The sequence below is a fragment of the Pseudomonas sp. PSB18 genome, assembly GCF_014596565.1.
GTDB lineage: Bacteria > Pseudomonadota > Gammaproteobacteria > Pseudomonadales > Pseudomonadaceae > Aquipseudomonas.
The window spans coordinates 183,521-208,144 of the sequence record NZ_NOIN01000003.1; the positions used below are offsets into that span (position 1 = coordinate 183,521).

Genomic DNA, 24,624 nt, shown 5'->3' on the forward strand with positions numbered 1-24,624 from the left:
GCCAGTACCTTCAGCATCAAGGTGTCTGGCACACCGCTATCGCGAGCAGGCTCGCTCCCACAGGGACGGTGTTCAACTGAGGTTCAAGGCAACAGCACCGCACGGCGCGCATCGCCGAGAATGTCGACGCCGTTGAGCACGAACTTCTGGGTGCGTACGTCGATGTCGATCACCGGAACGCCGTTTTCCAGGCGGTTGTAGGTGCGGCACGACAGCTCAAGATTGGTCTTGGGCTTCTCACCCATCTTCAGCGCGGTCTCTTCCAGGGATTTCAGCTTGCCGCCGACGGTGTGGTAGGTGAACCAGGTGTTGCCATCCTGATCCTGGCCGGCTTCACGCACGTTCAGCAGGATGTCGTCACCGACGCTGACGCCCAGCGCCAGCATGATTTCCGGGCCGACACCTTGCAGGCTGAGCTTGGCGTTGAGGGCCTTGCCGCCCTTGGCCATTTCCTCGGTGATAAAGCGCCCACCGCGCATCTCTTCCATATCGAACTCGATCTTCGGCGGGGTGAATTCTTCCACGGTCGCCGACAACGGCAGGCCTTGCAGGGTGGCCGCGATGGCCTGTCTTACGCGGTTGGTAAACATTAGAGAACGTCCTCCAGGAACTGCTCGATGATTTCATCGCGGGCGTTGAGTTGATAAATCATGTGTTCGTTCGGCGCGTAGCGGCCGTAGTCGATCACCACGTACCAGGTGCCGTTCTTGTACTTCTCGACACTGTTGAGTTCCGGATGCAGGTACACGCTGCCGCCCGGGATGGTTTCGTCGGCCACCAGGGTTTGCAGCCAGTCGTTGATGCGCTTGACCTCCTGGTCCATGAAGGACTTGGTCAGGTTCTTCGCCATGGCTTTCTGGCCGGCCTTGACCAGCTTGCGGCTGATAGCATCTTCCAGGCCGACGTAGCTGATGAACTTGCCGGTGATGGAGCGGTTGCCCAGCAGCGAGAAGCCGCCAAGGATGGTCCGGGCGTAGTAGCTGATGCCGTAGCGGTTGAGCAGGTCGCCTTCGGTGGAGGTGTCGAGGATGTTGTATTCCACGGTGCGCGAGACGTCCTCGGCGTAGGTCACCTGGTTGCCCGGGCTCTCCCATTGCTTGACCTTGGCGAGCGCGGCGATGGCCAGGCTCGATGGGGCCAGGAAGACGTTTTTCTTCGCGGCCTTGGAGTACACCGCCGGCATGTTGTGCACCACCAGGCAACGGTCGAAACCGAGGTCGGCGCCGCCCAGCTCCTGGCTGTAGGTCACCTGATCGGCGACCGCGGCATCCTTGCCGTCGAGTACCACGCGAGCCTTGATGCGCTTGCCGAACGAGGCGAACTCGCTGGCCACCGCTTTGGTGCCGGTGAAGCCCGGCGCGCCAATGATGGTCAAGTCCTCGGCCACGCCACTCAAGGCTGCCAGGCCCAGCTTGCGGCCGGTCTGCGCTTCGATGCCGCCGATGACGTTGTTCTGCGTATCGGCGGGGGTGGCGCCCTCTTCGACGATCACCACGTAGACCGGCACCTTGACCACTTTGAGGATCTGGAACACCGCGTGATACAGCGTACCGGCTTCGGTGCCGGTCGGATCGAGCAACGCCTGGGTGGTGAAGCTGTTGATGCGGAACGGTGCGTTGCGCGGAATCAGCGGATCGGCCTTCGGCGCGGTGCCGACCAGCCCGATGACGTTGTCCCCAAGGCCACCCATGGCCTCGGGAGATTCGGTGGCATTGACGGTAATGCCGTTGTGCTCGAAGTTCAAAACCTCAGCCATGGTTATTCAGCCTTCTTGGCAGCGGCCTTTTTGGCCGGTTGGGATGTAGAGGCCGCATCGGCAACCTCGGTGTTTTTCAGCGCCAGACGACCGGCGCTACGCAGGGCGCTGGCCTCCACGTCGAGCAGGTCTAGTTCCTGGCCGATGGTCGACCAGTGACCACCGCCGGTGGGGAATGGGACAAGTACGGTGTAGGTTTGGCGTAGTGCCATTGGGTTTCTCCAGATACGAAAAAGCCCCTTGGGGAGGGGCTCGGGTGTTGGGTGGGTAAGAAAACGCCCCGTCGGTGCGGGGCGTTACGCAGGGATTTGCGGAGCAGTTTCGTCAAAGCCTTGGGCCACCAGCCATGCAGCCGTCAAGGCATCGTTCGGGCTGGTTGGCCATTCATTGTCGAGGGGTGGCTCCTCCACAATGTCGACACGATTAAGCTCAACACCATAGATTTTCCAAGACCGGAGAGCAGCGATCTCGGCTTCAGTGGCAATCTGTAAATCAACGGCGTTTTGCAACGTGGCGATCATGTTTGCGCTGAACTGAGTCAACAACAGCTTCTTCCTGGCCGAGCGATTCCGTAAAGCGCCTCTACTTGCGGCTTCATCAAACGTCCATTTATCGTCCTGCCATCTATCAAACTCCGTCATTGGCGCCTCGCCTGTATAGCCGTCAGGCAAATCGCCCAACATGTCCCAAACTTGCCCCTCCCCCGTTTCGGTGCGGTAGACAGTCATACCCCGATAGTCCGCAACGAGTTCCCACCCCTCGCCTGCGACCTTGATTGCAGCGTGTCCTGGCTCCAAGATTGGCGGCTCACATTGGTAGGCGTGCGCCGGAATCAGCCAAGAAAAAGGTTCCAAGGGACTGGGGTCTGCCACACTCACCCCAAGGAACTCACGAGTAACCGGGTGCACGTTGCAGATTGCCGGAGGTACAACCTCGTCAGCGAGCCACCAAGACAGTCCGTCTTGCGCGGCCATGCGTTCGTCTGACATCTTCAAAACTCCAATATATGGCGCTGATCAATATTTGATACAGGCGAGGAAAGCCGTGTTGAGAGGCCTGGCCTCGGAACCGCCGGAGCTGGCGATAGTGATTGCATGGGTGTGATCGCCGGCGGCACTGGTTGGTGCTCCCGCAGATCCGTAGTAGGGCTCGTCGCCCCAAATCGCATTGCCATCTGTTCCCGGCCCGCGGTCCAGGTTTATCCAGATCGAGTGAGTATGACTGCCTGCTACCGCCGCGCTGCCAGCATGGACGTGAGCGGCGTTCTGACTCGCCTGGCCGCTGCCGAACGCACGACCCGGATCAAGATTGCGCCCGTCATCGAATGCGCGATCAAAATGAGCACGAGAGTCAGGCAAATTGAACGTCGTCGTGCCGTCCCCTGCTCCGTAGAGTGTGCCTATCCTGGCGAATAGCGCAGCATAGGTCGTGCGCGATATTGCGGCGCCGTTTCGTTTCAAGAATCCTGGAGGAGGTGTTGCCATGGCGAAGTGCGTGACTTCCCCTACGCGATCACCCGAAACACCCAATGCATATGCTTCGACCTGTGCTTTGGTATAGACATCGGTTAGCCCGTATCCTGCCACCGTGGTCGGATTGCTACCCGCTACAGCTCGGCCATACTTATCGACGGTCAATCCACGATAACTGCCTGGTTGAATACCCGTCCTGCCCGCGAGCATTTCAAAGGTCAGCGCGGTAGAACCCAGTATGATCGATCCGTTGGTTGTGAGATGCCACAGTGAGTCACCGTTCGCCGCCCCTTCTTCAACCATCACTGCCAGGCTCGGGGTTACTTTGACACTGCTATTGGCATCGAGCGCCCGCGACCAACTGCTGTTGGACACAACCCAAATACCGTTGTCCTTGGCGAGCGTCTGATAAGGCAACAACACGCGATCGCCAGCAACCACTGCGACGCCGTCAATTTGCTGAGCCCCACTCAACACAACGTTCGCCGTAGCCGCCACGCGTACCGATTGCTTGCCATCGAGCTTGGCTAACTCATCAGCCAGATAACTCATCACCCAAGCCCGCGTCGCCTTGACCACCGTATCGTCAATCAACAACGTTACCAGCTCGGCATTACTGGTCTCGAAAATCGAGCGGATGTAAAACTCCTTCCCCGAACCCGATGTTGCCAATACCGGCTTGAACGACTCCGGATATTTGACAATCGCATACAGAACCCCGGTATCGGTCCAGATCCCAGCCTCACGCACATACCAGCCGCCCACTTCAGGCGGAATGGTCACTTCAGCCAGCAACCAGCTCGGATTTTTCTCATCCTGGAACAGCGCGTTGAGTGGCCCGCGCCAGACTTCGCGCTTGAGCGCCGTGGCAGTCGCGGCCGGGTTGTAGACCTCGCCGCCGCCATCGCCGACGGAAATCTGCGACAACTTGATCGGTGTGCCCGCTGCCTTGCAGGCGGTTTCGTAGGCGATCCCTGCATCGGTGAGCAGGGTGTAGTAGTCAGCCATTCAGGCCCCCTGAGGATAGATAGTGGAGGTTTCGACGGTGTAGATCCCGGCGGCCATGAAGGCCTGGCCCGAGGCTTCGAGACCTTCGATGACGATCGGGTAAACCGTGGTCAGCTCGCCGCACAATGTGGCGGCGCCGATGACGTGCTTGCCGAATGCGCTCAAGCCGACTGAAACCGTCAAGGTGTCACGTTCGCTTTTGGCATCGGCCAGACGCCGGTCGAGACGGGCGTCGATTTCTTCGCTGTAAGGCTGTTCGGTAAAAGCCCTGACGGAAAAGCTGTAGGGCGAACCAATGGGCATTTGCTCATACCAGGCGCGCACCTCGGGCGTCAGTTGCAACCCCTTGGCCGCGTTTTCCAATGCCTTACGCGTCCCGGCCTGTCGTGCGGTGGGCCAGGCGAGTTCAACCGTCAGGCGTTTTTCAGCCTCGGGCGCTGCGGTGCTCCACTCGTTGACCCCGCGATCCGCCGCGAGATACGGCAGGAACGCCACAGGCGTGGCAGTCGGGTTCATCAACTCGGGAAACGGCGGATCGATACGTTCAAGCAGCCGGGCAAAACCGATATCCAGGGCCCTTTCCAGCGCCGAACTGTTGACCGGCAGCAGGCTTGGGGTCGGGGCGTCGTCACTCATAACGTGTCCACCTCGACCTCGACACCCGTGCAATACGGCGCCTGGAACGCCGTTGTCACGATAGGCGCCAACGGTTCGAGAATCTCGAGCCGAACCGCACCGGCGCTGTGCAATGTGTAGTCGATCCAGCTTGGGTCCACCCGGCCCTCCAGGCGATGGCACGCCTCGGCGTATTCCTGCAATTGCCGTTGCGCAGCCGCCTGGGTCAGGCCCGAGTCAGGGCCTGGATTGATCTTCGCCACGACGCGAATCTTGTAGGGTTTGACTTGCGCGCCCTGGACAATGACCAGATCCGTTTCCGGTCGTACATCCGGCCGTGCGAAATGCTGGCGGACCCCATCGAGCACTGCCTGGGAGGGCGTGCCGTCGCCTTCACGGGACAGCACCGTCACCGTGACTTCGCCCGGCGCCGTTCGGCGTCCGTTGCCGTCCTTGACCTGGGCGGCAAGCCCGTCCGGGTCGAAGGTGTATGTCACCGTCACGACCCCCGCCGCACTGCTGTCCACCTTTACTGCGGGGCGTTCGCCGAGGGTGAAAATTTCCCGTCGATACTGCATGCGCGAACCGGCCGCCGGGGCATGGGGCGCCAGGTAGTAACGCAACCTGGCGTCATCGTCGCTCTCGTAGACCGGGACGATGGGCGGGAACGCTGCCGGATCACCCGGATCGAGCAATTGGCGTACAAGCCCCATGTCCGCAAGACGGGCATCGAGGTTGCTGCCGGTGGCCCACCACGCCAGCATCTGCTTGATCCGCGCGTTGTATTTACGTTCGTGGGTTTGCAGCCGCACGCAGAAGGCCTCGAGGGCCAGGGTCAGCAACTCGCTTTCGTTTTCCAGGCTGATCGCAAGCCTGGCCGCGCTGTCGGGCGAGCGTGCACCGACGTACTCGACCACGAAGGTCTTGAACTCGGCGAGCAGATCCTCGAACGCGTCAACGGTGACGATGGCCGGTTCGGCCAGTTGGTTCTGGCCGGGTATCAACATGCTCATGTCACCACCTCAAAAGTCTGTTTGCGGTTTTTCCAGGTGCCGGCGAAGCGCAGCAGTAATCCGGCGCCCTGGCGGCTGGCGACGATGACCTGCGGCTCGAAATCGCCGATGCCGTTGTGTGGGTTGTAGAAGGCTTGGGCTGCGTGACTCTGGGCAAGAATCAGCAGGTCATCGCCGAGGTTCTGCCCCAGCAATTGCGTGAGCGCGCAGCCATACAAAGGGCGTTTCTGGCGGGTGCCCAAGGGGGTGGTCAGCGCCCGGGTGGCGCGCTGGACGAACTGCGGCCAGTCATCCACCGTGGCGCCGGTGTTTCTATCGATTCCGATCATGGGAAGCTCTTTATGCGGTACTGATGACACGCCCCTGGTGATCCACCAACGGGCCGCTCAGGTGCACACCGGAAGCGTCGAGCCGGATACCGACGGCACCCAGTTGCAAGTCGATGGCCTCAGGTGTCATCGCCAGCCGCGACGGGCCGATGGTCAATTCGAGGGATTCACGGGAACCGGTGAATGCCGCCGGGCCGTTTTCCCAGTGCAGGACATGACTGGCATGGTCGTAGCCGTTTTCCGAACCGTCCGGGTAAAGGCGACGGGTCAGCGTTGCCTGTGTCGAGACGGGGGGAAACTGACCGCCGTTGAGGCCGAACAACGCCACCGACTGCCCGCCGCCGTCACCGCCGCCATGGTTCAGCAGCAGGCATTGCTCTCCCACGGAGGGAATCCGCGACTCGCTCTGGGCGCCGGCACTCGGGTTGAAAAAGCGGATCGCCGGGGTCAACAGCTCTCCATGGGCGACCTTGCAGGTATTGGTGGCTGCATCGACTTCCTGGCAGATGCCGATGCGACAGAGATTGTCTGCGCGCCGGTACAAGTCTTCGAGCTCGGTTTCCATCCCGGCCAGGCGCTCGATGATCGGCCCCAGGTACAGGCGTAGAAGCGCATCGAACATGGTTCAGCCCTCCAGTGCGGTGTATTGGTCCGGGTCGTCGATGTTCGACACTTCCCAGGTCCGGGCGAATTTCGGAATGCCCAATGGGTCCTCCAGCAGCGTCGGACCGAGGTACAGGGTTTGGGTGAATGAAACGGTCCAGGCGCTGTACGGCCGGGTCCCGCCGTTGAATACCGATGCAACGCCCTCGACATCCGTGGGTCGGCTGCATTGCTCAGCCGACAGATACCAGCGGTTGTCGACGATCACGCGTTTCAACTCACAGGCCAGATCGCAGGCCATCAACCCCGTGCCAGGGGAAACGACTTGCATGGAAAGCGTGAGGACATGGGCGATACGCCCGTCGTTGGCACGGTTGCCTGACGTATCGCGTTCGATGGCGATCAATACCCAAGGCTGATCGCCGGTGTCGTCAAAGTCCTGGAGACTCCCGACCTTCAAGCCGGGAAAGGTGGTACGCAGCGTCTCGACAATGGCGGTAAACAGCTGCGAGGGTTTTTCGATGAGAGTGGGCATTGGATGGCCTCTTTCCTGTGGGTCGGCAGCATCGGGCTCACGGTTGGTCGGGACGGGAATCCGGCGGTGGCACTTCGCCAACGCCAATCCGCTTGGCGACCCAGCGTTCGTAAAGACCGATGGCCACATCGGCACCGGCCATGGCGGTCAGGCAACCCAAGGCGCAGGCACTCCAGATCGACATGCCGAAGGCATACAGCAGCATGATTGCCGAGACACCGCAGATCACGCAGGCGCCGGAGCGCAAGGCCAGACGCCGCAACAGCGACCAGCCTCGGGCACCTTCCTTGTCGGCACGCCACATCTCGCCGGACACCCCGCCCACCAGGGCGAGCAGGATGACCAGCCAGATCGGCATGTCCAGCAACGCTTGTTGCTCGTTTGTCATTCACGCCTCCTGGGGTGATTGAGATTGGGCAGGGAGTTTTTACTGAAACTGAACGAGGCCTGGTCAGTGCAACCCATCAAGTCGCTACCGACAGCCTGGAACAACAAGCCCCAACGAACGCATAGGTCTGAACAAGGGCGCAGACACTCGAAGGGGCTTGAAGGATTTAAAGTTTGAACAGGGCTGGCATCACTTGGGAGGCGCGCAAGTCGCGCCCTGGTAAGCCATGGTGTAGGTGTAGTGCCGGTCCCAGGACAGCGGTAGCGTACTGGGTGCTGCCCACTCCGCGTAGTTACCCGCCATCGAGCCAGTAGCGACGACTTTACCCATGGCAATGGTGGCGAGGTTGTTGGCGCTTCCTGCTCCACTCATCGGCACGCTTCCATTCCATTGGAGGTCGTCCCCATTCTGAAACCATGCGCCCTTCCAGCCTGCCTGGGAACTTGAGTACCAGGTATTGTCAGCTTTGAAGCAGATCGTTTGGTTTGCGTAAAAGCCACCGCCCGGAACGTGGTAGGAAGCGAACTTCCAGGAACCGACAGGGGAGGTTTCGGCAAATGCATGAAGAGTCTGGGTCGCCAGAAGTGCTGCGACCAGAACACTGAAGATTTTTTTCATTATGATTTCCTTTATAAAGAAGCCTTGGGAGAGGTTGATATAGTCTTTCTATGCATTGAATAACTTCAGCGGGGTGATACGCATCAATCTCGTTCAAGCAGAGTCACAGGCGGAAAAAACATATAGTTGGCCTGAGCATTACCGCCGTTTAATTCGTGATCAGCATGTCGATCGTGCTCGAGTCGCACGAATAATTAGTTTTCTTATCCAGAACAAAATAAAGGGTCGAGGCCACGCTGACAGGTACATTACTCAAGGAAAAGACAGCCCCCGTACCTTTGGCCAGACTACCGGACTGTAGAACCGTGCCGCCTTGATTTAGGGACCACGCGATACCATCACCACAAGCAGCATGGATACTATTGATACGCCCCAGAATATTGACCGTTCCGGCGATAGGGCTGGTCCAGCGGATGATAGTTTGGCTGTTCATGCCCGGATGGAAAATCACGTTACCCGCAGGAACAGTGAAACTGCCGTTCCCACTGTAGTTATACGTTTCTTTATGCACGGTCACATGTGCGCCAGACGGTACATCTTGCCAACAGGTCGCTGGCTTTCCACCGCAGACATCGGCCGTAAACGAAGGCAGGAGAATATAGTTCTCCGGGTTATTCACTCCTGAGGTATTTTCCATAAATGCCCAGGGTGAGCTAGACGAGACACGCTCTTTTGTAAAAATCACATCTTTTGCCAAGTTCCAGGACATGGCAGTTTCTGCCCAGGCGTTAATGGACACACCGGAGAACAGCAACAACCCCAATACTGAAGCGATAGTGAATTTTTTCATGGTAATGACCTATTGAGTCGAGAGCTTGGATGGCACTGCGTTAGTCGCAGACGTTGTCGCTCCATGGCGACTTACTCGAGGCTCAACGGCCTTCACATGATTCAACGTCCCGCATCGGGAACACTTGATCTGGAGTTCGGTGTTCTCGCCCATACGGGCCAGAAGTCGTTTGCAGCGACCGCATCTGAAATCCTTCAGCATTTGAAAGCCCTCCATTGGCGGCGGTGATGATTTGAAGCGCCTCACGGCACAGGCATTCCAAAAAGCCCGGTCGCCCAGGCTTTTCAGTAATGCGCTTGATCTTTCGGCGCGACTGGCGCGGTACGGATCCATTCAAATTGTTCCTCCGGCCGCGGTCCCTGCCCGCCGGATAACTGCTTCTGGTGCTTTACGCTGCACACCCGGGCCAGTTGCCAACCCTCTGAACCGTTGAGGCCGGTTCATCGCTGCCTGTTGATGGAACTAAAGAGCTGTGTTGCCAGCCGGCTTTGTCGAGCGGCTTGGACACAGAATATGCATGTATGCATATACAGTCAATGCGTTAATGCATTTATTTGTGCGCAGAAAATGCACCAACGCATTAGCGCCCAGCAGGGACGAGGGTTGGCGCCCTTTTCGAGCGCGAAAAAAAACCCGCACATCGGCGGGTTTTATCTGACAGCGGAAGGGTTAGCGGGCGTACATGCCCCACCAGAAGACATGACCGAGGATGACGATCTGCTCATCCTGCATTTCCTGGAAGCTGTAGTCTTCGTCCGGATGCTCATCGCGATTGAAGCTGCGCAGGCGGATGCCGGTAGGCAGACGATACAGCTGTTTCACCCGCAACTGGCCGTTGTGATTGATGGCGTAGAGGTCACCGTCGACGATGTCGCCGATCCCGCATTTTCCCGCGTTCACCCCCACCGTGGCCCCGTCGCGCAGCACCGGCAACATGCTGTTGCCACGCACCGTCACGCATTTGGCCTGGTCGAACTGCACGCCGTTATGACGCAGGCTGCGCTTGCCAAAGCGCAGGCTGGAGCGCTCGCTCTCCTCGATGACGAATCTTCCTGATCCAGCAGCCAATTCAACCTCACGCAGAAAAGGAACCGACACTTCGTCTTCTTCGACAGGGGTATCGTCGTCCCACAGGCTTATGTCCTTGAGTTCGGAATGCGGCTCGTCGCGGCGGCTGTTGCCGGCAAGCGCAACCTCGGCGCGCCCACGCAACTGGTCGGTGCTCACGGCAAAGTATTCGGCAATCTTCGAGATGTGTTTATCCGAAGGATCGACGATCTTGCCGCTGAGGATCCGCGAGAGGGTGGATTGAGGCACGCCGGTACGCCGGTGAAGCTCCGTGGGGGAGATCCCGTGCTGATCGAGCAATGCTCTTAATACGGTAGAAACGTTGCGTTTTTGCATAACGCGCATGATGCTTGTTCTTTTTGCGGAACACAAATGCTGATTTGCATAAAAATGCATAAAACGCGTTCTGCAAGCTCCATTGTGGCGAGGGAGCTTGGGACAGCATAACGGCTCCAAACTCACACATCTGAGCCATTGACCGGTTGAATTCAATCCTCGCAATGTGCTGAGCGAAGAAAACCAAGGAAGGTCAGGCATCACAAAGCGGAGAGCCTCGTGGGCAAGATGCTGGGCCTAGCCCGACACCGAAAATCGATGCCGGGCCGAAAAAATACAGCCGGTTAAATTGCCTTCGCTCGATTCTTCAGACCACCGAGCAAGCCGAACAGGAAGAAAGCCAGAGCGCCAGCACTTGGCACGATCAAGATATCCCAGGCCATGGCCATTGGTCCGAACGCCATCAACACGGCGGCCCATGCAAAGAATTGTTCAGTTGAGCGCTCGGCAGATTTGCTACCCGTTATGGCGGATTTCAGGTTTAGAAAGATCATTGCTCCAAATGGAATGAAGAAGATCAGCCCCCCCTTCCATAACAGAGTCAGGTAATAAACGTGGGTCGAGCTGTTTGCTTCTAAGCCAGGTGTCATCCCCTCGGAGGAGTACCGACCATATCCCCCAAAACCGTTGCCGATGATCGGACTTGTCAAAACTTCCTTAACGCCAGCAATAGCGAGCTCAACGCGACCAGTTGCGAATTGGTCGGCCTGTTTCACCAGGTTCTGGGAATCTGCTTTTTCACTCGTTCCACCGGAAACCCCAGTTTCTTCGGACAGCACTTGGATAGAAGTGACCAGACGGCTTTCACTCGCTCCCCTCACGTACGTCATAACCAAAGCCAGCAACATGGCAAGGATGACCGCGCCGCAAATACGCCGGGCGGCCGAGTGCCGGATTGCATAGATGACAACCGATCCAAGAATCCACACCTGCAGGATTTGGGCGCTTCGAGAATCGCTGCCAGTGATCAGAAAAAACGCACAGAACAGCGCGCCCCATAGCAGCGCCATAACAGGCTTGGAGGATTTGCCACCGATAATCGTTCCGCACAAGATCATCGCCTGCAAGCACAACAGGTGCGCAAGGCTCAAGACTCCAAACGTTGCGAATACAGGAAGCCCGAGGAACTCGACATTCATCGCCGCAAACCCACTCGGACCGATATATATCCGAACGTTCTGTTCAAGGTAGAGTATTCGGACAGTAACGACGATGAGGAAAATGGCAGAGAACAGCGACAACCAAAAGAACACCTTAGAAATGTCATTACTTTTCGACACATACTTCCCAAGAAACAGGAACGACGGCGCAAACATAATCAGCACTAATGAAAATATATGCTTAACTACTTCTCCGTCAGGCGAAAATTTATTCGCGATAAAGATCGAAACCAGCCCAAGCGTCATTGCAGACAGGTAAGCGATGCTTGTACGACCAAAGCTCATCAGAAATGCAATTCCGATGAGCGGCGCGAGCAGAAAGGCCGGATTAATGTCGTATCCCATCAGCGAAAACATAACTATTGGCAGAGACATAGCAGCGCCAATGACGGGCACGAACATACTGCCATCGAACTTCATATTTATAGAATTTACCTTTTGGGAAACAGACATTCTCACCCTTCCTGGATAGATGAAAGAGTTGAAGCACTGCCGCAAGGTGGGCCCTCACCCATGCATCAACTCGAAACTCCGCCGACAGAGCACTGCACAAGGCATGAAACCCTTGGTTGAGCACTTGACGACTGTGCGCCGAGGATACATCAGCCCAAAATGTTTCACTAGGTTTCAGTTCCCAGGAGTGCCCTCCGCTCGGTTATCTGGTCACCTTCCCGTAGGTTGACTGCGGGGGAAGCGCTGCAAAAAAACCTCCTCCGGGCGCCAGCAAGGCGGCGAGATTTCCACGAGAAATTTCCGTGAAATTGCCAGCAACGTATACTCCCACAGAGAGTTGCGAGCAGGTTGTGCAAACATCGGTGCGTTCAAGCGCAACGGCACTGCCGCTGGGGTCGTCGGTGTAGCGCTGCAAGACCTCCGCGCAGTCACTCACCAATACCGACAAACAGGGCAATAAAATACGTAGCAACTTGGCAACCACACCGGAGCTAAGATGACAGCGCGCTACCTGCGCCTTCGCGAAACGCGACATAGCCAAGCCTCCGGCAGTCCCGAAAAAATCCCTGTAGTATTAGATAATTGCCCCGTGTCAAATAGACAGATAGAGCTAAAGCCTTTGAATACCGACGTTTCCAGCCACACCCCAATGATGCAACAGTACTGGCGCCTGAAGAATCAACACCCCGATCAGTTGATGTTCTATCGCATGGGCGACTTCTACGAGATCTTCTACGAGGACGCGAAGAAGGCCGCGAAGCTGTTGGACATCACCCTGACGGCGCGTGGGCAATCGGCGGGCATGGCGATTCCGATGTGTGGGATTCCTTACCATGCGGCGGAAGGGTACCTGGCGAAACTGGTCAAGCTCGGTGAGTCGGTAGTGATCTGCGAGCAGGTCGGTGACCCGGCCACCAGCAAGGGGCCGGTGGAACGGCAAGTGGTGCGGATCATCACGCCGGGCACGGTCAGCGATGAGGCGTTGCTGGATGAACGCCGGGACAACCTGATTGCCGCCGTGCTGGGGGACGAGCGTCTGTTCGGCCTGGCGGTGCTGGACATCACCAGTGGCAATTTCTCGGTGCTGGAGATCAAGGGTTGGGAAAACCTGCTGGCGGAGCTGGAGCGGGTCAATCCGGTGGAGCTGTTGATTCCGGACGACTGGCCCAAGGACCTGCCGGCAGAAAAACGCCGTGGCGTTCGGCGTCGGGCGCCGTGGGATTTCGAGCGCGACTCGGCGCTGAAAAGTCTTTGCCAACAATTTTCCACCCAGGACCTCAAAGGTTTCGGTTGCGAGAACCTGACCCTGGCCATCGGCGCCGCCGGTTGCCTTTTGGCCTACGCCAAGGAAACCCAACGCACCGCCCTGCCCCATTTGCGCAGCCTGCGCCACGAGCGCCTGGACGACACGGTAGTGCTGGACGGCGCGAGCCGGCGCAATCTGGAATTGGACACCAACCTGGCCGGCGGACGGGACAACACCTTGCAGTCGGTGGTCGATCGTTGCCAGACCGCCATGGGCAGCCGGCTGCTGACACGTTGGCTGAACCGTCCCCTGCGGGATCTGACGGTGTTGCTGGCGCGACAGACCTCCATTACCTGCCTGCTGGATCGTTATCGCTTCGAGCAACTGCAACCGCAGCTCAAGGAAATCGGTGACATCGAGCGGATCCTGGCGCGTATCGGCCTGCGTAACGCCCGGCCACGGGATCTGGCGCGCCTGCGCGATGCCCTCGGCGCGCTACCGGAACTTCAGGTGGCGATGACCGACCTCGAAGCGCCGCACCTGCAACAACTGGCGCGTATCACCAGCACGTACCCGGACCTGGCCGCGTTGCTGGAAAAAGCCATCATCGATAACCCGCCCGCCGTGATCCGTGACGGTGGCGTACTGAAAACCGGCTATGACGCCGAGCTCGACGAGCTGCAAGCACTGAGCGAAAACGCCGGTCAGTTCCTGATCGACCTCGAAGCCCGGGAAAAAGCCCGTACCGGCCTGAGCAACCTCAAGGTCGGCTACAACCGCATCCACGGCTACTTCATCGAATTGCCGAGCAAACAGGCCGAGCAAGCACCGGCCGACTACGTTCGTCGCCAGACCCTCAAGGGCGCCGAACGCTTCATCACCCCGGAACTCAAGGCCTTCGAAGACAAGGCATTGTCTGCCAAGAGCCGTGCCCTGGCCCGGGAGAAGATGCTCTACGAAGCGCTGCTCGAAGACCTGATCAGCCAACTGCCGCCCCTGCAGGACACCGCGGCCGCCCTGGCGGAGCTGGACGTGCTGAGCAACCTGGCCGAGCGCGCGCTGAACCTGGACCTCAACTGCCCGCGCTTCGTCAGCGAGCCGTGCATGCGCATCAGCCAGGGCCGACACCCGGTGGTCGAGCAGGTACTGACCACCCCGTTCGTGGCCAATGACCTGAGCCTGGACGACAACACCCGCATGCTGGTGATCACCGGTCCGAACATGGGCGGTAAATCCACCTACATGCGCCAGACCGCACTGATCGTGCTGCTGGCCCACATTGGCAGCTTCGTACCCGCGGCCAGCTGCGAATTGTCCCTGGTGGACCGGATATTCACCCGGATCGGCTCCAGCGATGACCTGGCCGGCGGGCGTTCCACGTTCATGGTGGAAATGAGCGAAACCGCCAACATCCTGCACAACGCCACCGAGCGCAGCCTGGTGCTGATGGACGAGGTCGGGCGCGGCACCAGTACCTTCGACGGCCTGTCGCTGGCCTGGGCGGCGGCCGAACGCCTGGCGCACCTGCGGGCCTACACGCTGTTCGCCACCCATTATTTCGAGCTGACGGTGCTGCCGGAAAGCCAGCCGCTGGTGGCCAACGTTCACCTCAACGCCACCGAGCACAACGAACGCATCGTGTTCCTGCACCATGTACTGCCCGGCCCGGCCAGCCAGAGCTACGGCCTGGCAGTGGCACAACTGGCGGGTGTGCCAGCCGAGGTGATCAGCCGCGCCCGCGAGCACTTGAGCCGCCTGGAAACCTCCAGCCTGCCCCATGAAACACCGCGTCCTAGCAAAGGCAAACCGGCCATACCGCAGCAAAGCGACCTGTTCGCCAGCCTGCCCCACCCCGTACTCGACGAACTGGCCAAGCTCGACCTGGACGACCTGACACCACGCCGGGCATTGGATTTACTCTATGCATTGAAGACACGGATCTAACGCAAGGGCGTTCAAGCTGTTAGAATCGCGCGCGGTTTGGGATGCTGCGGACTATTAGCCTGGTCCGCTCCCAAGCCTGGCGACCCCACCGTGAAGAGGGATCCGCTGCCGCCGCCTGAGGAGAGAATTAGAAATGACCTTCGTCGTCACCGACAACTGCATCAAGTGCAAGTACACCGACTGCGTAGAAGTCTGTCCGGTGGACTGCTTCTACGAAGGGCCGAATTTCCTGGTCATTCACCCGGATGAGTGCATCGACTGCGCCCTGTGTGAACCGGAATGCCCGGCGAACGCCATTTTCTCGGAAGACGAAGTGCCGTCCGGCATGGAGAACTTCATCGAGCTGAACGCCGAGCTGGCGGACATCTGGCCGAACATCACCGAGAAGAAAGATGCGCTGCCGGACGCTGAAGAGTGGGATGGCAAGCCAGGCAAGATCGCAGACCTCGAACGCTGATCATCCGCGTTCTTCGAAAAGGCCCCTTGCGGGCCTTTTTGCTTTCCGGTGGCCGAATCGAACGCAGAGCGTCCGTAGAGGCATACCCACGCAGAGCGTGGGCACGATTCGCAGGCAAAAAAAAGGGGCGGTTTGACCCGCCCACATTTTTTCCCTAATCCCTTTGATCCTTTTCATCATCCTGATGAATCGCATCCTGCGATGTCCTTCCTTCCCCATCGTCCGTGACGGGTGTGTCTGTCCGTCGACACAGGACTGATATTAGTGTTTTCCCCAGCGAGTGCAATTCATCCGAAGCGGCCGACAGCACCTGTCATGCTTCGTTCATCTATCTAAATACCCTTTAAAATCAATTAGATACAAAAAACAAACGGCCTTGATTGTCGTCTGTCCCCGGCCACGAGAAACCGAACGCTTACACAACACTAGGCAAAAGCTTACAAGCCGAGCCGGAAACGCGGCAGGAGCGGAAACAGTCCTCCCAGAAACGGCAAAGCCCCGAACCAGTCGGGGCTTTTCCTGCTGCACTTGCCGGGTTGCTATTGGAACAGCGATTCGCTCGACAAACCATTCTTCTCCAGGATCTCGCGCAGACGCTTGAGACCCTCCACCTGAATCTGCCTCACCCGTTCGCGGGTCAAACCAATTTCCAGGCCTACGTCTTCCAGGGTGCTGCTTTCATGGCCGCGCAGGCCAAAGCGGCGGATCACCACTTCCCGCTGCTTGTCCGTCAGCTCCGAAAGCCATTGGTCGATGCTCTGGGACAAGTCGTCATCCTGAAGCAGTTCACAAGGGTCCGTGGGACGTTCGTCAGTCAGGGTGTCCAGCAGGGTCTTGTCCGAGTCCGGCCCCAGCGAGACGTCCACCGAGGAAACCCGCTCATTGAGCCCAAGCATGCGCTTGACCTCGCCTACCGGTTTTTCCAGCAGGTTGGCGATCTCTTCGGGTGAAGGTTCATGATCGAGCTTCTGGGTCAGCTCCCGGGCAGCCCGCAGGTAGACGTTAAGCTCCTTGACCACATGAATCGGCAACCGGATGGTGCGCGTCTGATTCATGATCGCCCGTTCGATGGTCTGGCGGATCCACCAGGTGGCGTAGGTCGAGAAGCGGAAGCCTCGCTCGGGGTCGAATTTCTCGACGGCGCGAATCAGACCCAGGTTGCCCTCTTCGATCAGGTCCAGCAGCGATAGCCCACGATTGACATAGCGTCGGGCGATTTTCACCACCAGGCGCAGGTTGCTTTCAATCATTCGTTTGCGACCGGCCGGGTCACCGCTTTGCGACAGGCGCGCAAAATGAACTTCTTCCTCGGGGGAGAGCAGTGGTGAGAAACCGATTTCGTTGAGGTACAGCTGAGTGGCGTCCAGCGCCCGGGTGTAATCGATGTACTTATGTTGTTTAAGTGAAGCGGAGTGTCTGGATTTGGCACGAACGGAAGGAGGAGACGCTCCCTCATCATTCGACATCGAATCCATAGCGATGCCGGTCTCCATCAGGAGAACCTCATCGTCGATGTCAAACTCCGGCACTTCTTTACTGAGAGCCATTGTTATAGTCCTTTGGTGAGTTCGACCTCAAGCTCAAGCGACGCCTTTATCCTTGGCAACGCTGGAGCCTGTTCCCTCTACGTGACGGAACAGGCTGACAAGCAAATCAACGACGTGGCAGGAATTGCAGTGGATCTACCGGTTTACCTTGTCGGCGAATCTCAAAGTGCAGTTTCACCCGGTCTGTACCCGTTGACCCCATTTCGGCAATTGTCTGTCCGACCTTGACCTGCTGCCCCTCCCGAACCAACAGCCTGCGGTTGTGACCGTAGGCACTGACGTAGGTATCGCTGTGTTTGATGATCACGAGTTCGCCGTAGCCCCTCAAACCACTCCCGGCGTACACAACCGTGCCATCAGACGCGGCTAAAACAGGCTGTCCCAAATCCCCGGCGATATCAATTCCTTTATTCAAACTACCGTTTGAAGAGAATTTTCCAATGAGAACGCCATTAGAAGGCCATCCCCAGCCAGTCGGGGCGGGGCCTGCCGGAGGCAGGGGAGCAGGTACCGGTTTGCTCGCGACGGACGGTACTGTCGTCGTCGCAGCCCCGATCGGCCGGCGAATGACCGTGGTTTTGCTCGACGACGAAGGCGTCGAATCCGACTGCGTGACGACCGCGGTAGGCGTTGAACCGCTGCGACCATCGAAGCGAATCGTCTGACCTGGGTGGATCGTATAAGGCGCAGGAATGTTGTTCCGCGCCGCGAGGGACTTGTAGTCCCAGCCGTAGCGAAAAGCGATGGAAAACAAGGTATCGCCACGACGGACTACATACTGACCGGTCGTTACTGTAGGACGTTGCGGCGCAGCATTGTTGCGATCGACAACCCGGACATTACCCGACGGCGTACTGGAACAACCGACCAGCAAGGTACTCAAGACAAGGCCAGTCACCAGGCGCTGAAAGCTCGTGATACCCATACGCTGCGCAATGACTGTGAGACTCACCCGCCGCTCCCTTTGTGGTGGCTGAAAAATTGGAAACTGCCTGCCCAGGCAGACACGATGCAAGTATAACGGCGCGCGACCGCGCCTCTATTAATGAAGCGCCAAGCACTGTTGCACACGTTTGCTCGACGCCATTGAGTCCTGTTCGGCACTGGGGTGCCGCTGTAAGACACAACCCGCGCTTCGGAATTCAGCGTGCGTTTATAAATGCTCAGGCCAATGGCCCGTTAAGCAGCGGTACGAACCGCACCGCTCCCAGGACATGTCGTGAAAAACCGTGTTCTTCACGCACGATCAACATCAACTGCTGAACCTCACCAGAGCCCACCGGAATGACCAACCGCCCACCGGGGGCTAGTTGATCCAGCAGAGCCTGGGGCACATCGGTGGCCACTGCGGTGACGATGATGCCGTTATAAGGCGCCAGCGCTGGCCAGCCTTCCCAGCCATCGCCCCAGCGAAACACCACGTTGCGCAGGTTCAGTTCAACCAGACGCTCCTTGGCGCGATCCTGCAGCACCTTGATCCGTTCCACGGAAAACACCCGCTCCACCAGCTGCGACAACACAGCCGTCTGGTAGCCCGAACCGGTGCCGATTTCCAACACCTTGTCCAACGGGCCCGCCTCCAGCAGCAACTCGCTCATGCGAGCCACCATATAAGGCTGGGAAATGGTCTGGTTGTGGCCGATCGGCAACGCCGTGTCTTCATAGGCGCGATGGGCCAGTGCTTCATCGACGAACAAATGCCGAGGCGTGCGACGAATCACTTCCAGCACCTGGGCGTTGGACAGGCCTTCTTCGTAGAGCCGCTGAATCAGTCGCTCCCGGGTGCGCTGGGAGGTCATGCCGATCCCCCGGCGCAGCATATCGTCTTGCTCACGCATCAACGCAGCCCCTCCAGCCAGCCATCGAGGCTTCGAAAAGCATCGTTGAAGGTCCGGTCGAGCTGCAACGGGGTGATCGAGACATACCCTTGCATCACCGCATGGAAATCGGTGCCCGGCCCGCCATCCTCCGCATCACCGGCGGCGGCGATCCAGTAGCCGGCCTTGCCTCGCGGGTCGACCACGTGCATGGGCTTGGCAGCGCGGGCGCGATGGCCCAGGCGCGTGAGTTGGATGCCACGGATATGATCGAGGGGCAGGTTCGGGATGTTCACGTTCAGCACCGTGCGCGGCGGCAAGTCCAGTTCGCCATGGGCTTCTACCAGCTTGCGGGCAAAGTAGGCGGCGGTAGGCAAGTTATCGACCTGCCGGGAAACAAACGAAAAGGCAAACGACGGCTGCTCCAGGAAGCGACCTTCCAGGGCGGCGGCGACCGTACCGGAATAGAGCACGTCATCCCCCAGGTTCGCACCCAGGTTGATGCCCGAGACCACCATGTCCGGCTCGCGCTCCAGCAGGCCGTTGAGGCCCAGGTGCACGCAATCGGTTGGGGTACCGTTGAGGCTGATGAAACCGTTATCCAGATAGCAGGGGTGCAACGGACGGTCGAGCGTCAGCGAGCTGCTGGCGCCGCTTTTGTCCTGGTCCGGGGCGATCACCACGCACTCGGCAAAATCCGCCAGCGCAGCATAAAGCGCGGCAAGACCGGGTGCTGTCACCCCGTCATCGTTAGAAATCAGAATACGCATGGGCTGTCCGTCTGCCCCACCGGCACCAGATCGACGAGTTCGCGCACCAAGACAGTGGCGAAACATCCGGCCGGCAGGACGAATTCCAGTTGCAGAATGTCTAGCGAGGGATAATGCCACGACAGCCCGCCAATGGGCAGTCGCAGGATGCGACGTTCGTGACTCATTCCCGCGTTTACCAACCAATCGCGCAAATCCGCTTCGTGCTCGGCGACGGCCTGTTCCAGATCGTGGATCACACCCGAGGTCGGTGAAGGACCTTCACCCCACTGTGGCCCGGTTGGGTGCAGATCGAGGATCGCCAGGCGCGGATCGTTGCATTCGGCTTCACCGGCCGGGAAAAAGCTGCGGCTGTCGGTGAAGGCCAGCAAGTCGCCCACTTGGGCTTGTTGCCAGGTACCGTCGGCCACCCGGGCCGCCAATACACGGTTGAACAGGAAACTACGGGCTGCCGACAACAGCCGCGAACGCACGTTGCGTTGCTCCGGCAGGGCCTTGCGCGCCGCCCAGGCACGAGCATCGACGACGTTGCCGCCATCATGACCAAAGCGCTGGGCACCGTAATAGTTGGGGATGCCCTGGCGGACGATCTGTTGCAGGCGCGCATCGATGGCGGCCGGGTCGCCCTTGAACTGGGTCAGGCGCAAGGTGAAACCATTGGCCGAGTGGGCGCCGCGTTGCAGCTTGCGTCTATGGCGCCCGGTCTTGAGGATTTTCAGCGTGTCGTTCTCTGCCGCCGACAGGTCCGGATCGGCCTTGCCCGGCAATTGGATGCTGAACCATTGCCGGGTCAGGGCCTGACGGTCCTTGAGCCCGGCGTAGCTGACGGTGCGCAGCGGCACGCCAGCCGCCTTGGCAATTCGCCGGGCCGCTTCTTCGGTGTTCAAGCCGCGCTTTTCGACCCAGATCCACAAATGCTCGCCATCGCCGGTCAACGGGATGTCGAGCACTTCATCGACCTGGAAATCTTCAGCGGTGGCCTTGAGCACCGCGCTGCCCAGCGATTCGCCATAGGCACGCGGCCCCAACAATTCCAGTTCGGTCATGGGCGCAGCAACAAGGCAACGGAATGGACGGCAATGCCTTCTTCGCGACCGACGAAACCCAGCTTCTCGGTGGTGGTGGCTTTCACGTTCACCTGGTCCAGCTCAACTTGAAGATCCTCGGCAATCAACTGGCGCATGGCCTCGATGTGCGGCGCCATTTTCGGCGCCTGGGCAACAATGGTGTTATCGACATTGCCGACCTTCCAGCCCTTGGCGTGGATCAGCGAGACCACATGGCGCAGCAGCACGCGGCTGTCGACACCTTTGAATCGAGGGTCGGTGTCGGGAAAATGTTTACCGATATCGCCCAGGGCCGCCGCACCGAGCAATGCATCGCTCAGGGCATGCAGCAGGACATCACCGTCAGAATGCGCGAGCAACCCGAAGCCGTGTGCGATACGCACGCCGCCCAGCGTAATGAAATCGCCTTCAGTGAAACGGTGAACATCGTAGCCGTGGCCAATACGCATAAAAAAACGCCCTGATTTCTGTCAGGGCGTGATTCTACCTGCATTAGGCGTTTAGAGCGCGTGCATGATGTTGCAGATGATCATCAATGAAACTGGCGATGAAGAAGTAGCTATGGTCGTAGCCCGGTTGCAGGCGCAACTCCAGGGGATGACCTGCCGCCTTCGCCGCCTGTTGCAAGGCTTCGGGTTTGAGCTGGTTGGCCAGGAAATCATCGCGATCGCCTTGGTCCACCAGCAGCGGCAACTTCTCGTCAGCCTCGGCAATCAGCGCACAGGCATCCCATTCACGCCATTTCGAGCGGTCTTCCCCCAGATAACGGGAGAAGGCTTTCTGACCCCATGGGCAATCCATCGGATTGTTGATCGGCGAAAAAGCCGACACCGAACGGTAACGTCCCGGGTTGCGCAAGGCGCAGACCAGCGCGCCGTGGCCGCCCATGGAGTGACCGCTGATGCTGCGCTTGTCCGACGCCGGAAAATGCGCTTCGACCAACGCCGGCAATTCCTGCACCACGTAGTCATACATCCGATAGTGCCGCGCCCAGGGCTCCTGGGTGGCGTTCAGGTAGAACCCGGCGCCCAGGCCGAAGTCCCAGGCGTTGTCCGGATCGCCCGGCACGTCGGCGCCACGCGGGCTGGTGTCCGGCGCGACGATGATCAATCCCAACTCGGCGGCCATGCGCTGGGCACCGGCCTTCTGCATGAAGTTCTCGTCGGTGCAGGTCAGCCCGGACAACCAATACAGCACGGGCAGCTTGCCGCCCTGCTCGGCTTGCGGTGGCAGGTACACGGCAAACACCATGTCACAGCCGAGCACTTCTGAACGGTGCCGGTAACGCTTGTGCCAGCCGCCGAAGCTTTTCTGGCAGGAAATATTCTCAAGACTCATCGCATTTCAGCCCCAAGCCCAAGCTGCAAGAGAAGCGTCGTGCCCACTTGCAACCTGCCGCTTGGTGCTGCTCCTTAGAAATGAATGACGGTACGGATGCTCTTGCCTTCATGCATCAGGTCGAATGCCTTGTTGATATCTTCCAGGCCCATGGTGTGGGTGATGAAGGTATCCAGCGGAATCTCGCCCTTCTCGGCCATTTCCACGTAGCTGGGCAACTCGCTGCGACCGCGCACGCCACCAAAGGCCGAACCGCGCCAGACGCGCCCCGTCACCAGTTGGAACGGACGGGTGGCGATTTCCTGACCCGCACCGGCCACGCCGATGATCACCGACTCCCCCCAACCCTTGTGGCAGCACTCCAGTGCCGCACGCATCAGCTGGACATTGCCGATGCACTCGAAGGAAAAGTCCACACCGCCATCGGTCATGTCGACGATGACTTCCTGGATCGGACGGTCGAAATCTTTCGGATTGACGCAATCGGTGGCGCCCAACTGCTTGGCAATCTCGAACTTGGCCGGGTTGATGTCGATGGCGATGATGCGCGACGCCTTGGCCTTCACGGCACCGATCACCGCCGACAGGCCGATACCGCCCAGGCCGAAGATGGCCACGGTGTCACCCGGCTTGACCTTGGCGGTGTTGATCACCGCGCCGATACCGGTGGTGACGCCGCAACCCAGCAAGCAGACCTTTTCCAAGGGGGCTTCCTTGGGGATTTTTGCAACGGAGATTTCCGGCAACACGGTGTACTCGGAGAACGTCGAGGTACCCATGTAGTGGAAAATGGTTTCGCCCTTGTAGGAAAAGCGCGAAGTGCCGTCTGGCATCAAGCCTTTGCCCTGCGTGGCGCGAATGGCCTGGCAGAGGTTGGTCTTGCCCGACTTGCAGAATTTGCACTGACCGCATTCCGGCGTGTACAGCGGAATCACATGGTCGCCTACCGCGACCGACGTCACGCCTTCGCCGACGGCTTCGACGATCGCGCCGCCTTCGTGGCCGAGGATCGACGGGAAGATGCCTTCCGGGTCGGCGCCCGACAGGGTGTACGCGTCGGTATGGCAAACACCGGAAGCCACCACACGCAACAGCACTTCACCCGCCTTGGGCATGGCGACGTCGACTTCAACGATTTCCAGGGGTTTCTTGGCCTCGAAGGCAACGGCAGCGCGCGACTTGATCATCCGGTTTCTCCATCAAATAAAAACAAGACCGGGAGTGTAATCCGCCTCAAGACGATGAATAATCCGGTCAAAAGCAAAACATTATTGCCATACAGGGATAATCCTTCATGTCCGATAACCGCTGGGAGGGGATCGACGAGTTCGTCGCCGTGGCCGAATGCAGCCAGTTCACCGCCGCTGCCGAACGCCTCGGGGTTTCGTCCTCGCATATCAGTCGACAAATCGCCCGGCTGGAAGAACGGCTACAGACACGATTACTGTATCGCAGCACCCGTCGGGTCACCCTGACCGAGGCCGGACAGACCTTTCTGCAGCATTGCCAACGGCTGCAGGATGGCCGCGAAGAAGCACTCCGGGCGGTGGGCGATCTCACCAGCGAACCCAAGGGCATGTTGCGAATGACTTGTGCGGTGGCCTATGGCGAGCGGTTCATCGTGCCGCTGGTGACACGGTTCATGGGGCTTTACCCACAATTACGGGTAGACATCGAACTGAGCAATCGGCCCCTCGACCTGGTCCACGAAGGGCTGGATCTGGCGATTCGCCTGGGTCGCCTGCAGGACTCACGCCTGATTGCCACGCGCCTCGCACCGCGTCGCATGTACCTGTGCGCCTCACCGTCTTATCTGGAACGGTATGGCCGGCCCCATAGTTTGTCGGAATTGAGCCGCCATAACTGCCTGATCGGCAGTTCCGACTTGTGGCAACTGGAACAGAACGGTCGGGAATTTTCCCAGCGTGTACAGGGAAACTGGCGCTGCAACAGCGGCCAGGCGGTGCTGGAGGCGACCTTGCAAGGAATCGGCTTGTGTCAGTTGCCGGATTACTACGTGCTGGAGCATCTGCACAGCGGCGCATTGATCTCGCTGTTGGAAGCGCATCAGCCACCGAATACGGCGGTGTGGGCGTTGTATCCGCAGCAACGGCATCTGTCGCCGAAGGTGCGCAAGCTGGTGGATTACTTGAAGGAAGGGCTGGCTGAGCGGCCGGAATACCGGGGATGAAGCCAGTGTTTCAGGGCCTGGGCAATAGCTATCGCGAGCAGGCTCGCTCCCACAGTGGATCTTAAATCGACACATATTCTGTGTACGACAGAAACCCTTGTGG

Annotated in this window: 26 protein-coding genes and 1 pseudogene; 3 read left to right on the top strand and 24 right to left on the bottom strand. The window is 59.1% G+C overall.

The features are described 5' to 3' along the window. Positions 1-83: 83 nt before the first annotated feature. The 16 genes and pseudogenes from CGA22_RS08565 to CGA22_RS08640 form a co-directional block, all read right to left on the bottom strand. Entirely contained in the window at positions 84-590 is a 507-nt protein-coding gene (locus CGA22_RS08565; RefSeq protein ID WP_024779059.1) for a phage major tail tube protein, read from the bottom strand. Continuing rightward, positions 590-1,756 carry a tail protein gene (locus CGA22_RS08570; protein WP_024779058.1) on the bottom strand — a complete coding sequence of 389 codons (1,167 nt, stop codon included), beginning with the start codon at positions 1,754-1,756 and terminating at the stop codon, positions 590-592. The genes CGA22_RS08565 and CGA22_RS08570 overlap by 1 nt, the downstream gene beginning before the upstream one ends. Before the next feature lie 2 nt (positions 1,757-1,758). Beyond that, a complete protein-coding gene (locus CGA22_RS08575) occupies positions 1,759-1,968 on the bottom strand; it encodes a hypothetical protein (RefSeq protein WP_041022888.1) in 210 nt (69 codons plus the stop codon). 84 nt (positions 1,969-2,052) lie between these two features. Then, on the bottom strand, positions 2,053-2,745 hold the full coding sequence (locus tag CGA22_RS08580) for a tail fiber assembly protein (RefSeq protein ID WP_041022889.1): 693 nt from the start codon (positions 2,743-2,745) through the stop codon (positions 2,053-2,055). Positions 2,746-2,778: 33 nt separating this feature from the next. Beyond that, positions 2,779-4,236 (bottom strand): annotated as a pseudogene (locus CGA22_RS08585) (phage tail protein); the annotation flags it as partial. Further along, complete coding sequence (locus CGA22_RS08590) at positions 4,237-4,872, bottom strand: phage tail protein I (RefSeq protein ID WP_041022891.1); 636 nt, start codon at positions 4,870-4,872, stop codon at positions 4,237-4,239. Further along, a complete protein-coding gene (locus tag CGA22_RS08595) occupies positions 4,869-5,864 on the bottom strand; it encodes a baseplate J/gp47 family protein (protein WP_041022892.1) in 996 nt (331 codons plus the stop codon). Before CGA22_RS08595 ends, CGA22_RS08590 begins: the two co-directional genes overlap by 4 nt. Then, on the bottom strand, positions 5,861-6,193 hold the full coding sequence (locus tag CGA22_RS08600; RefSeq protein ID WP_024779051.1) for a phage baseplate protein: 333 nt from the start codon (positions 6,191-6,193) through the stop codon (positions 5,861-5,863). The genes CGA22_RS08595 and CGA22_RS08600 overlap by 4 nt, the downstream gene beginning before the upstream one ends. A gap of 10 nt (positions 6,194-6,203) precedes the next feature. Beyond that, on the bottom strand, positions 6,204-6,815 hold the full coding sequence (locus CGA22_RS08605; RefSeq protein WP_041022893.1) for a phage baseplate assembly protein V: 612 nt from the start codon (positions 6,813-6,815) through the stop codon (positions 6,204-6,206). A gap of 3 nt (positions 6,816-6,818) precedes the next feature. Further along, positions 6,819-7,331 carry a hypothetical protein gene (locus CGA22_RS08610; RefSeq protein ID WP_188258545.1) on the bottom strand — a complete coding sequence of 171 codons (513 nt, stop codon included), beginning with the start codon at positions 7,329-7,331 and terminating at the stop codon, positions 6,819-6,821. 37 nt (positions 7,332-7,368) lie between these two features. Next, positions 7,369-7,719 (bottom strand): phage holin family protein, encoded by a 351-nt coding sequence (locus tag CGA22_RS08615; RefSeq protein ID WP_041022894.1) that lies wholly within the window; start codon positions 7,717-7,719, stop codon positions 7,369-7,371. Between the two features lie 189 nt (positions 7,720-7,908). Next, positions 7,909-8,337, bottom strand: coding sequence for a hypothetical protein (locus tag CGA22_RS08620; protein ID WP_041022895.1), 429 nt, complete (start codon positions 8,335-8,337; stop codon positions 7,909-7,911). A gap of 148 nt (positions 8,338-8,485) precedes the next feature. After that, positions 8,486-9,127 carry a hypothetical protein gene (locus tag CGA22_RS08625; RefSeq protein WP_084213772.1) on the bottom strand — a complete coding sequence of 214 codons (642 nt, stop codon included), beginning with the start codon at positions 9,125-9,127 and terminating at the stop codon, positions 8,486-8,488. A gap of 9 nt (positions 9,128-9,136) precedes the next feature. Then, complete coding sequence (locus CGA22_RS27405) at positions 9,137-9,328, bottom strand: Com family DNA-binding transcriptional regulator (protein ID WP_084213773.1); 192 nt, start codon at positions 9,326-9,328, stop codon at positions 9,137-9,139. A gap of 468 nt (positions 9,329-9,796) precedes the next feature. Further along, the gene (locus CGA22_RS08635) at positions 9,797-10,531 is read right to left on the bottom strand and encodes a helix-turn-helix transcriptional regulator (protein ID WP_041022910.1); all 735 of its coding nucleotides are present in this window, start codon (positions 10,529-10,531) and stop codon (positions 9,797-9,799) included. A gap of 284 nt (positions 10,532-10,815) precedes the next feature. Beyond that, complete coding sequence (locus CGA22_RS08640; protein ID WP_041022896.1) at positions 10,816-12,144, bottom strand: O-antigen ligase family protein; 1,329 nt, start codon at positions 12,142-12,144, stop codon at positions 10,816-10,818. A 649-nt stretch (positions 12,145-12,793) separates the two neighbouring features. Between CGA22_RS08640 and mutS the strand changes: the two genes are divergently transcribed. Beyond that, on the top strand, positions 12,794-15,334 hold the full coding sequence (gene mutS, locus CGA22_RS08645) for a DNA mismatch repair protein MutS (RefSeq protein ID WP_052435143.1): 2,541 nt from the start codon (positions 12,794-12,796) through the stop codon (positions 15,332-15,334). A gap of 133 nt (positions 15,335-15,467) precedes the next feature. Continuing rightward, positions 15,468-15,791 (top strand): ferredoxin FdxA, encoded by a 324-nt coding sequence (gene fdxA / locus CGA22_RS08650; RefSeq protein WP_024779043.1) that lies wholly within the window; start codon positions 15,468-15,470, stop codon positions 15,789-15,791. A 539-nt stretch (positions 15,792-16,330) separates the two neighbouring features. Here the strand turns inward: fdxA and rpoS are convergent. From rpoS to CGA22_RS08690, 8 genes are all read right to left on the bottom strand, one after another. Beyond that, positions 16,331-17,338 carry an RNA polymerase sigma factor RpoS gene (rpoS, locus tag CGA22_RS08655; protein ID WP_041022899.1) on the bottom strand — a complete coding sequence of 336 codons (1,008 nt, stop codon included), beginning with the start codon at positions 17,336-17,338 and terminating at the stop codon, positions 16,331-16,333. Positions 17,339-17,444: 106 nt separating this feature from the next. Further along, entirely contained in the window at positions 17,445-18,290 is an 846-nt protein-coding gene (locus CGA22_RS08660) for a peptidoglycan DD-metalloendopeptidase family protein (RefSeq protein WP_041022900.1), read from the bottom strand. A 211-nt stretch (positions 18,291-18,501) separates the two neighbouring features. After that, complete coding sequence (locus tag CGA22_RS08665) at positions 18,502-19,137, bottom strand: protein-L-isoaspartate(D-aspartate) O-methyltransferase (RefSeq protein WP_175361775.1); 636 nt, start codon at positions 19,135-19,137, stop codon at positions 18,502-18,504. Positions 19,138-19,175: 38 nt separating this feature from the next. Then, entirely contained in the window at positions 19,176-19,925 is a 750-nt protein-coding gene (gene surE, locus CGA22_RS08670) for a 5'/3'-nucleotidase SurE (RefSeq protein WP_041022902.1), read from the bottom strand. After that, positions 19,913-20,971 carry a tRNA pseudouridine(13) synthase TruD gene (truD, locus tag CGA22_RS08675; RefSeq protein WP_041022903.1) on the bottom strand — a complete coding sequence of 353 codons (1,059 nt, stop codon included), beginning with the start codon at positions 20,969-20,971 and terminating at the stop codon, positions 19,913-19,915. Before truD ends, surE begins: the two co-directional genes overlap by 13 nt. Beyond that, positions 20,968-21,441 carry a 2-C-methyl-D-erythritol 2,4-cyclodiphosphate synthase gene (ispF, locus tag CGA22_RS08680; protein ID WP_024779036.1) on the bottom strand — a complete coding sequence of 158 codons (474 nt, stop codon included), beginning with the start codon at positions 21,439-21,441 and terminating at the stop codon, positions 20,968-20,970. Before ispF ends, truD begins: the two co-directional genes overlap by 4 nt. A gap of 43 nt (positions 21,442-21,484) precedes the next feature. After that, positions 21,485-22,330: an S-formylglutathione hydrolase gene (fghA, locus tag CGA22_RS08685; RefSeq protein WP_041022904.1), complete on the bottom strand. Its 846-nt coding sequence runs from the start codon at positions 22,328-22,330 to the stop codon at positions 21,485-21,487. A 74-nt stretch (positions 22,331-22,404) separates the two neighbouring features. Next, positions 22,405-23,517 (bottom strand): S-(hydroxymethyl)glutathione dehydrogenase/class III alcohol dehydrogenase, encoded by a 1,113-nt coding sequence (locus CGA22_RS08690; protein WP_041022905.1) that lies wholly within the window; start codon positions 23,515-23,517, stop codon positions 22,405-22,407. A gap of 107 nt (positions 23,518-23,624) precedes the next feature. Between CGA22_RS08690 and CGA22_RS08695 the strand changes: the two genes are divergently transcribed. Then, positions 23,625-24,521: a LysR substrate-binding domain-containing protein gene (locus CGA22_RS08695; RefSeq protein ID WP_041022906.1), complete on the top strand. Its 897-nt coding sequence runs from the start codon at positions 23,625-23,627 to the stop codon at positions 24,519-24,521. Positions 24,522-24,624: the final 103 nt, after the last annotated feature.

Coding starts and splice junctions, on each gene's coding strand:
- CGA22_RS08565 (WP_024779059.1), bottom strand. CDS start 590: ATGTTTACCAACCGCGTAAGACAGGCCATCGCGGCCACCCTGCAAGGC.
- CGA22_RS08570 (WP_024779058.1), bottom strand. CDS start 1,756: ATGGCTGAGGTTTTGAACTTCGAGCACAACGGCATTACCGTCAATGCC.
- CGA22_RS08575 (WP_041022888.1), bottom strand. CDS start 1,968: ATGGCACTACGCCAAACCTACACCGTACTTGTCCCATTCCCCACCGGC.
- CGA22_RS08580 (WP_041022889.1), bottom strand. CDS start 2,745: ATGTCAGACGAACGCATGGCCGCGCAAGACGGACTGTCTTGGTGGCTC.
- CGA22_RS08590 (WP_041022891.1), bottom strand. CDS start 4,872: ATGAGTGACGACGCCCCGACCCCAAGCCTGCTGCCGGTCAACAGTTCG.
- CGA22_RS08595 (WP_041022892.1), bottom strand. CDS start 5,864: ATGAGCATGTTGATACCCGGCCAGAACCAACTGGCCGAACCGGCCATC.
- CGA22_RS08600 (WP_024779051.1), bottom strand. CDS start 6,193: ATGATCGGAATCGATAGAAACACCGGCGCCACGGTGGATGACTGGCCG.
- CGA22_RS08605 (WP_041022893.1), bottom strand. CDS start 6,815: ATGTTCGATGCGCTTCTACGCCTGTACCTGGGGCCGATCATCGAGCGC.
- CGA22_RS08610 (WP_188258545.1), bottom strand. CDS start 7,331: ATGCCCACTCTCATCGAAAAACCCTCGCAGCTGTTTACCGCCATTGTC.
- CGA22_RS08615 (WP_041022894.1), bottom strand. CDS start 7,719: ATGACAAACGAGCAACAAGCGTTGCTGGACATGCCGATCTGGCTGGTC.
- CGA22_RS08620 (WP_041022895.1), bottom strand. CDS start 8,337: ATGAAAAAAATCTTCAGTGTTCTGGTCGCAGCACTTCTGGCGACCCAG.
- CGA22_RS08625 (WP_084213772.1), bottom strand. CDS start 9,127: ATGAAAAAATTCACTATCGCTTCAGTATTGGGGTTGTTGCTGTTCTCC.
- CGA22_RS27405 (WP_084213773.1), bottom strand. CDS start 9,328: ATGCTGAAGGATTTCAGATGCGGTCGCTGCAAACGACTTCTGGCCCGT.
- CGA22_RS08635 (WP_041022910.1), bottom strand. CDS start 10,531: ATGCAAAAACGCAACGTTTCTACCGTATTAAGAGCATTGCTCGATCAG.
- CGA22_RS08640 (WP_041022896.1), bottom strand. CDS start 12,144: ATGTCTGTTTCCCAAAAGGTAAATTCTATAAATATGAAGTTCGATGGC.
- mutS (WP_052435143.1), top strand. CDS start 12,794: ATGATGCAACAGTACTGGCGCCTGAAGAATCAACACCCCGATCAGTTG.
- fdxA (WP_024779043.1), top strand. CDS start 15,468: ATGACCTTCGTCGTCACCGACAACTGCATCAAGTGCAAGTACACCGAC.
- rpoS (WP_041022899.1), bottom strand. CDS start 17,338: ATGGCTCTCAGTAAAGAAGTGCCGGAGTTTGACATCGACGATGAGGTT.
- CGA22_RS08665 (WP_175361775.1), bottom strand. CDS start 19,137: ATGACCTCCCAGCGCACCCGGGAGCGACTGATTCAGCGGCTCTACGAA.
- surE (WP_041022902.1), bottom strand. CDS start 19,925: ATGCGTATTCTGATTTCTAACGATGACGGGGTGACAGCACCCGGTCTT.
- truD (WP_041022903.1), bottom strand. CDS start 20,971: ATGACCGAACTGGAATTGTTGGGGCCGCGTGCCTATGGCGAATCGCTG.
- ispF (WP_024779036.1), bottom strand. CDS start 21,441: ATGCGTATTGGCCACGGCTACGATGTTCACCGTTTCACTGAAGGCGAT.
- fghA (WP_041022904.1), bottom strand. CDS start 22,330: ATGAGTCTTGAGAATATTTCCTGCCAGAAAAGCTTCGGCGGCTGGCAC.
- CGA22_RS08690 (WP_041022905.1), bottom strand. CDS start 23,517: ATGATCAAGTCGCGCGCTGCCGTTGCCTTCGAGGCCAAGAAACCCCTG.
- CGA22_RS08695 (WP_041022906.1), top strand. CDS start 23,625: ATGTCCGATAACCGCTGGGAGGGGATCGACGAGTTCGTCGCCGTGGCC.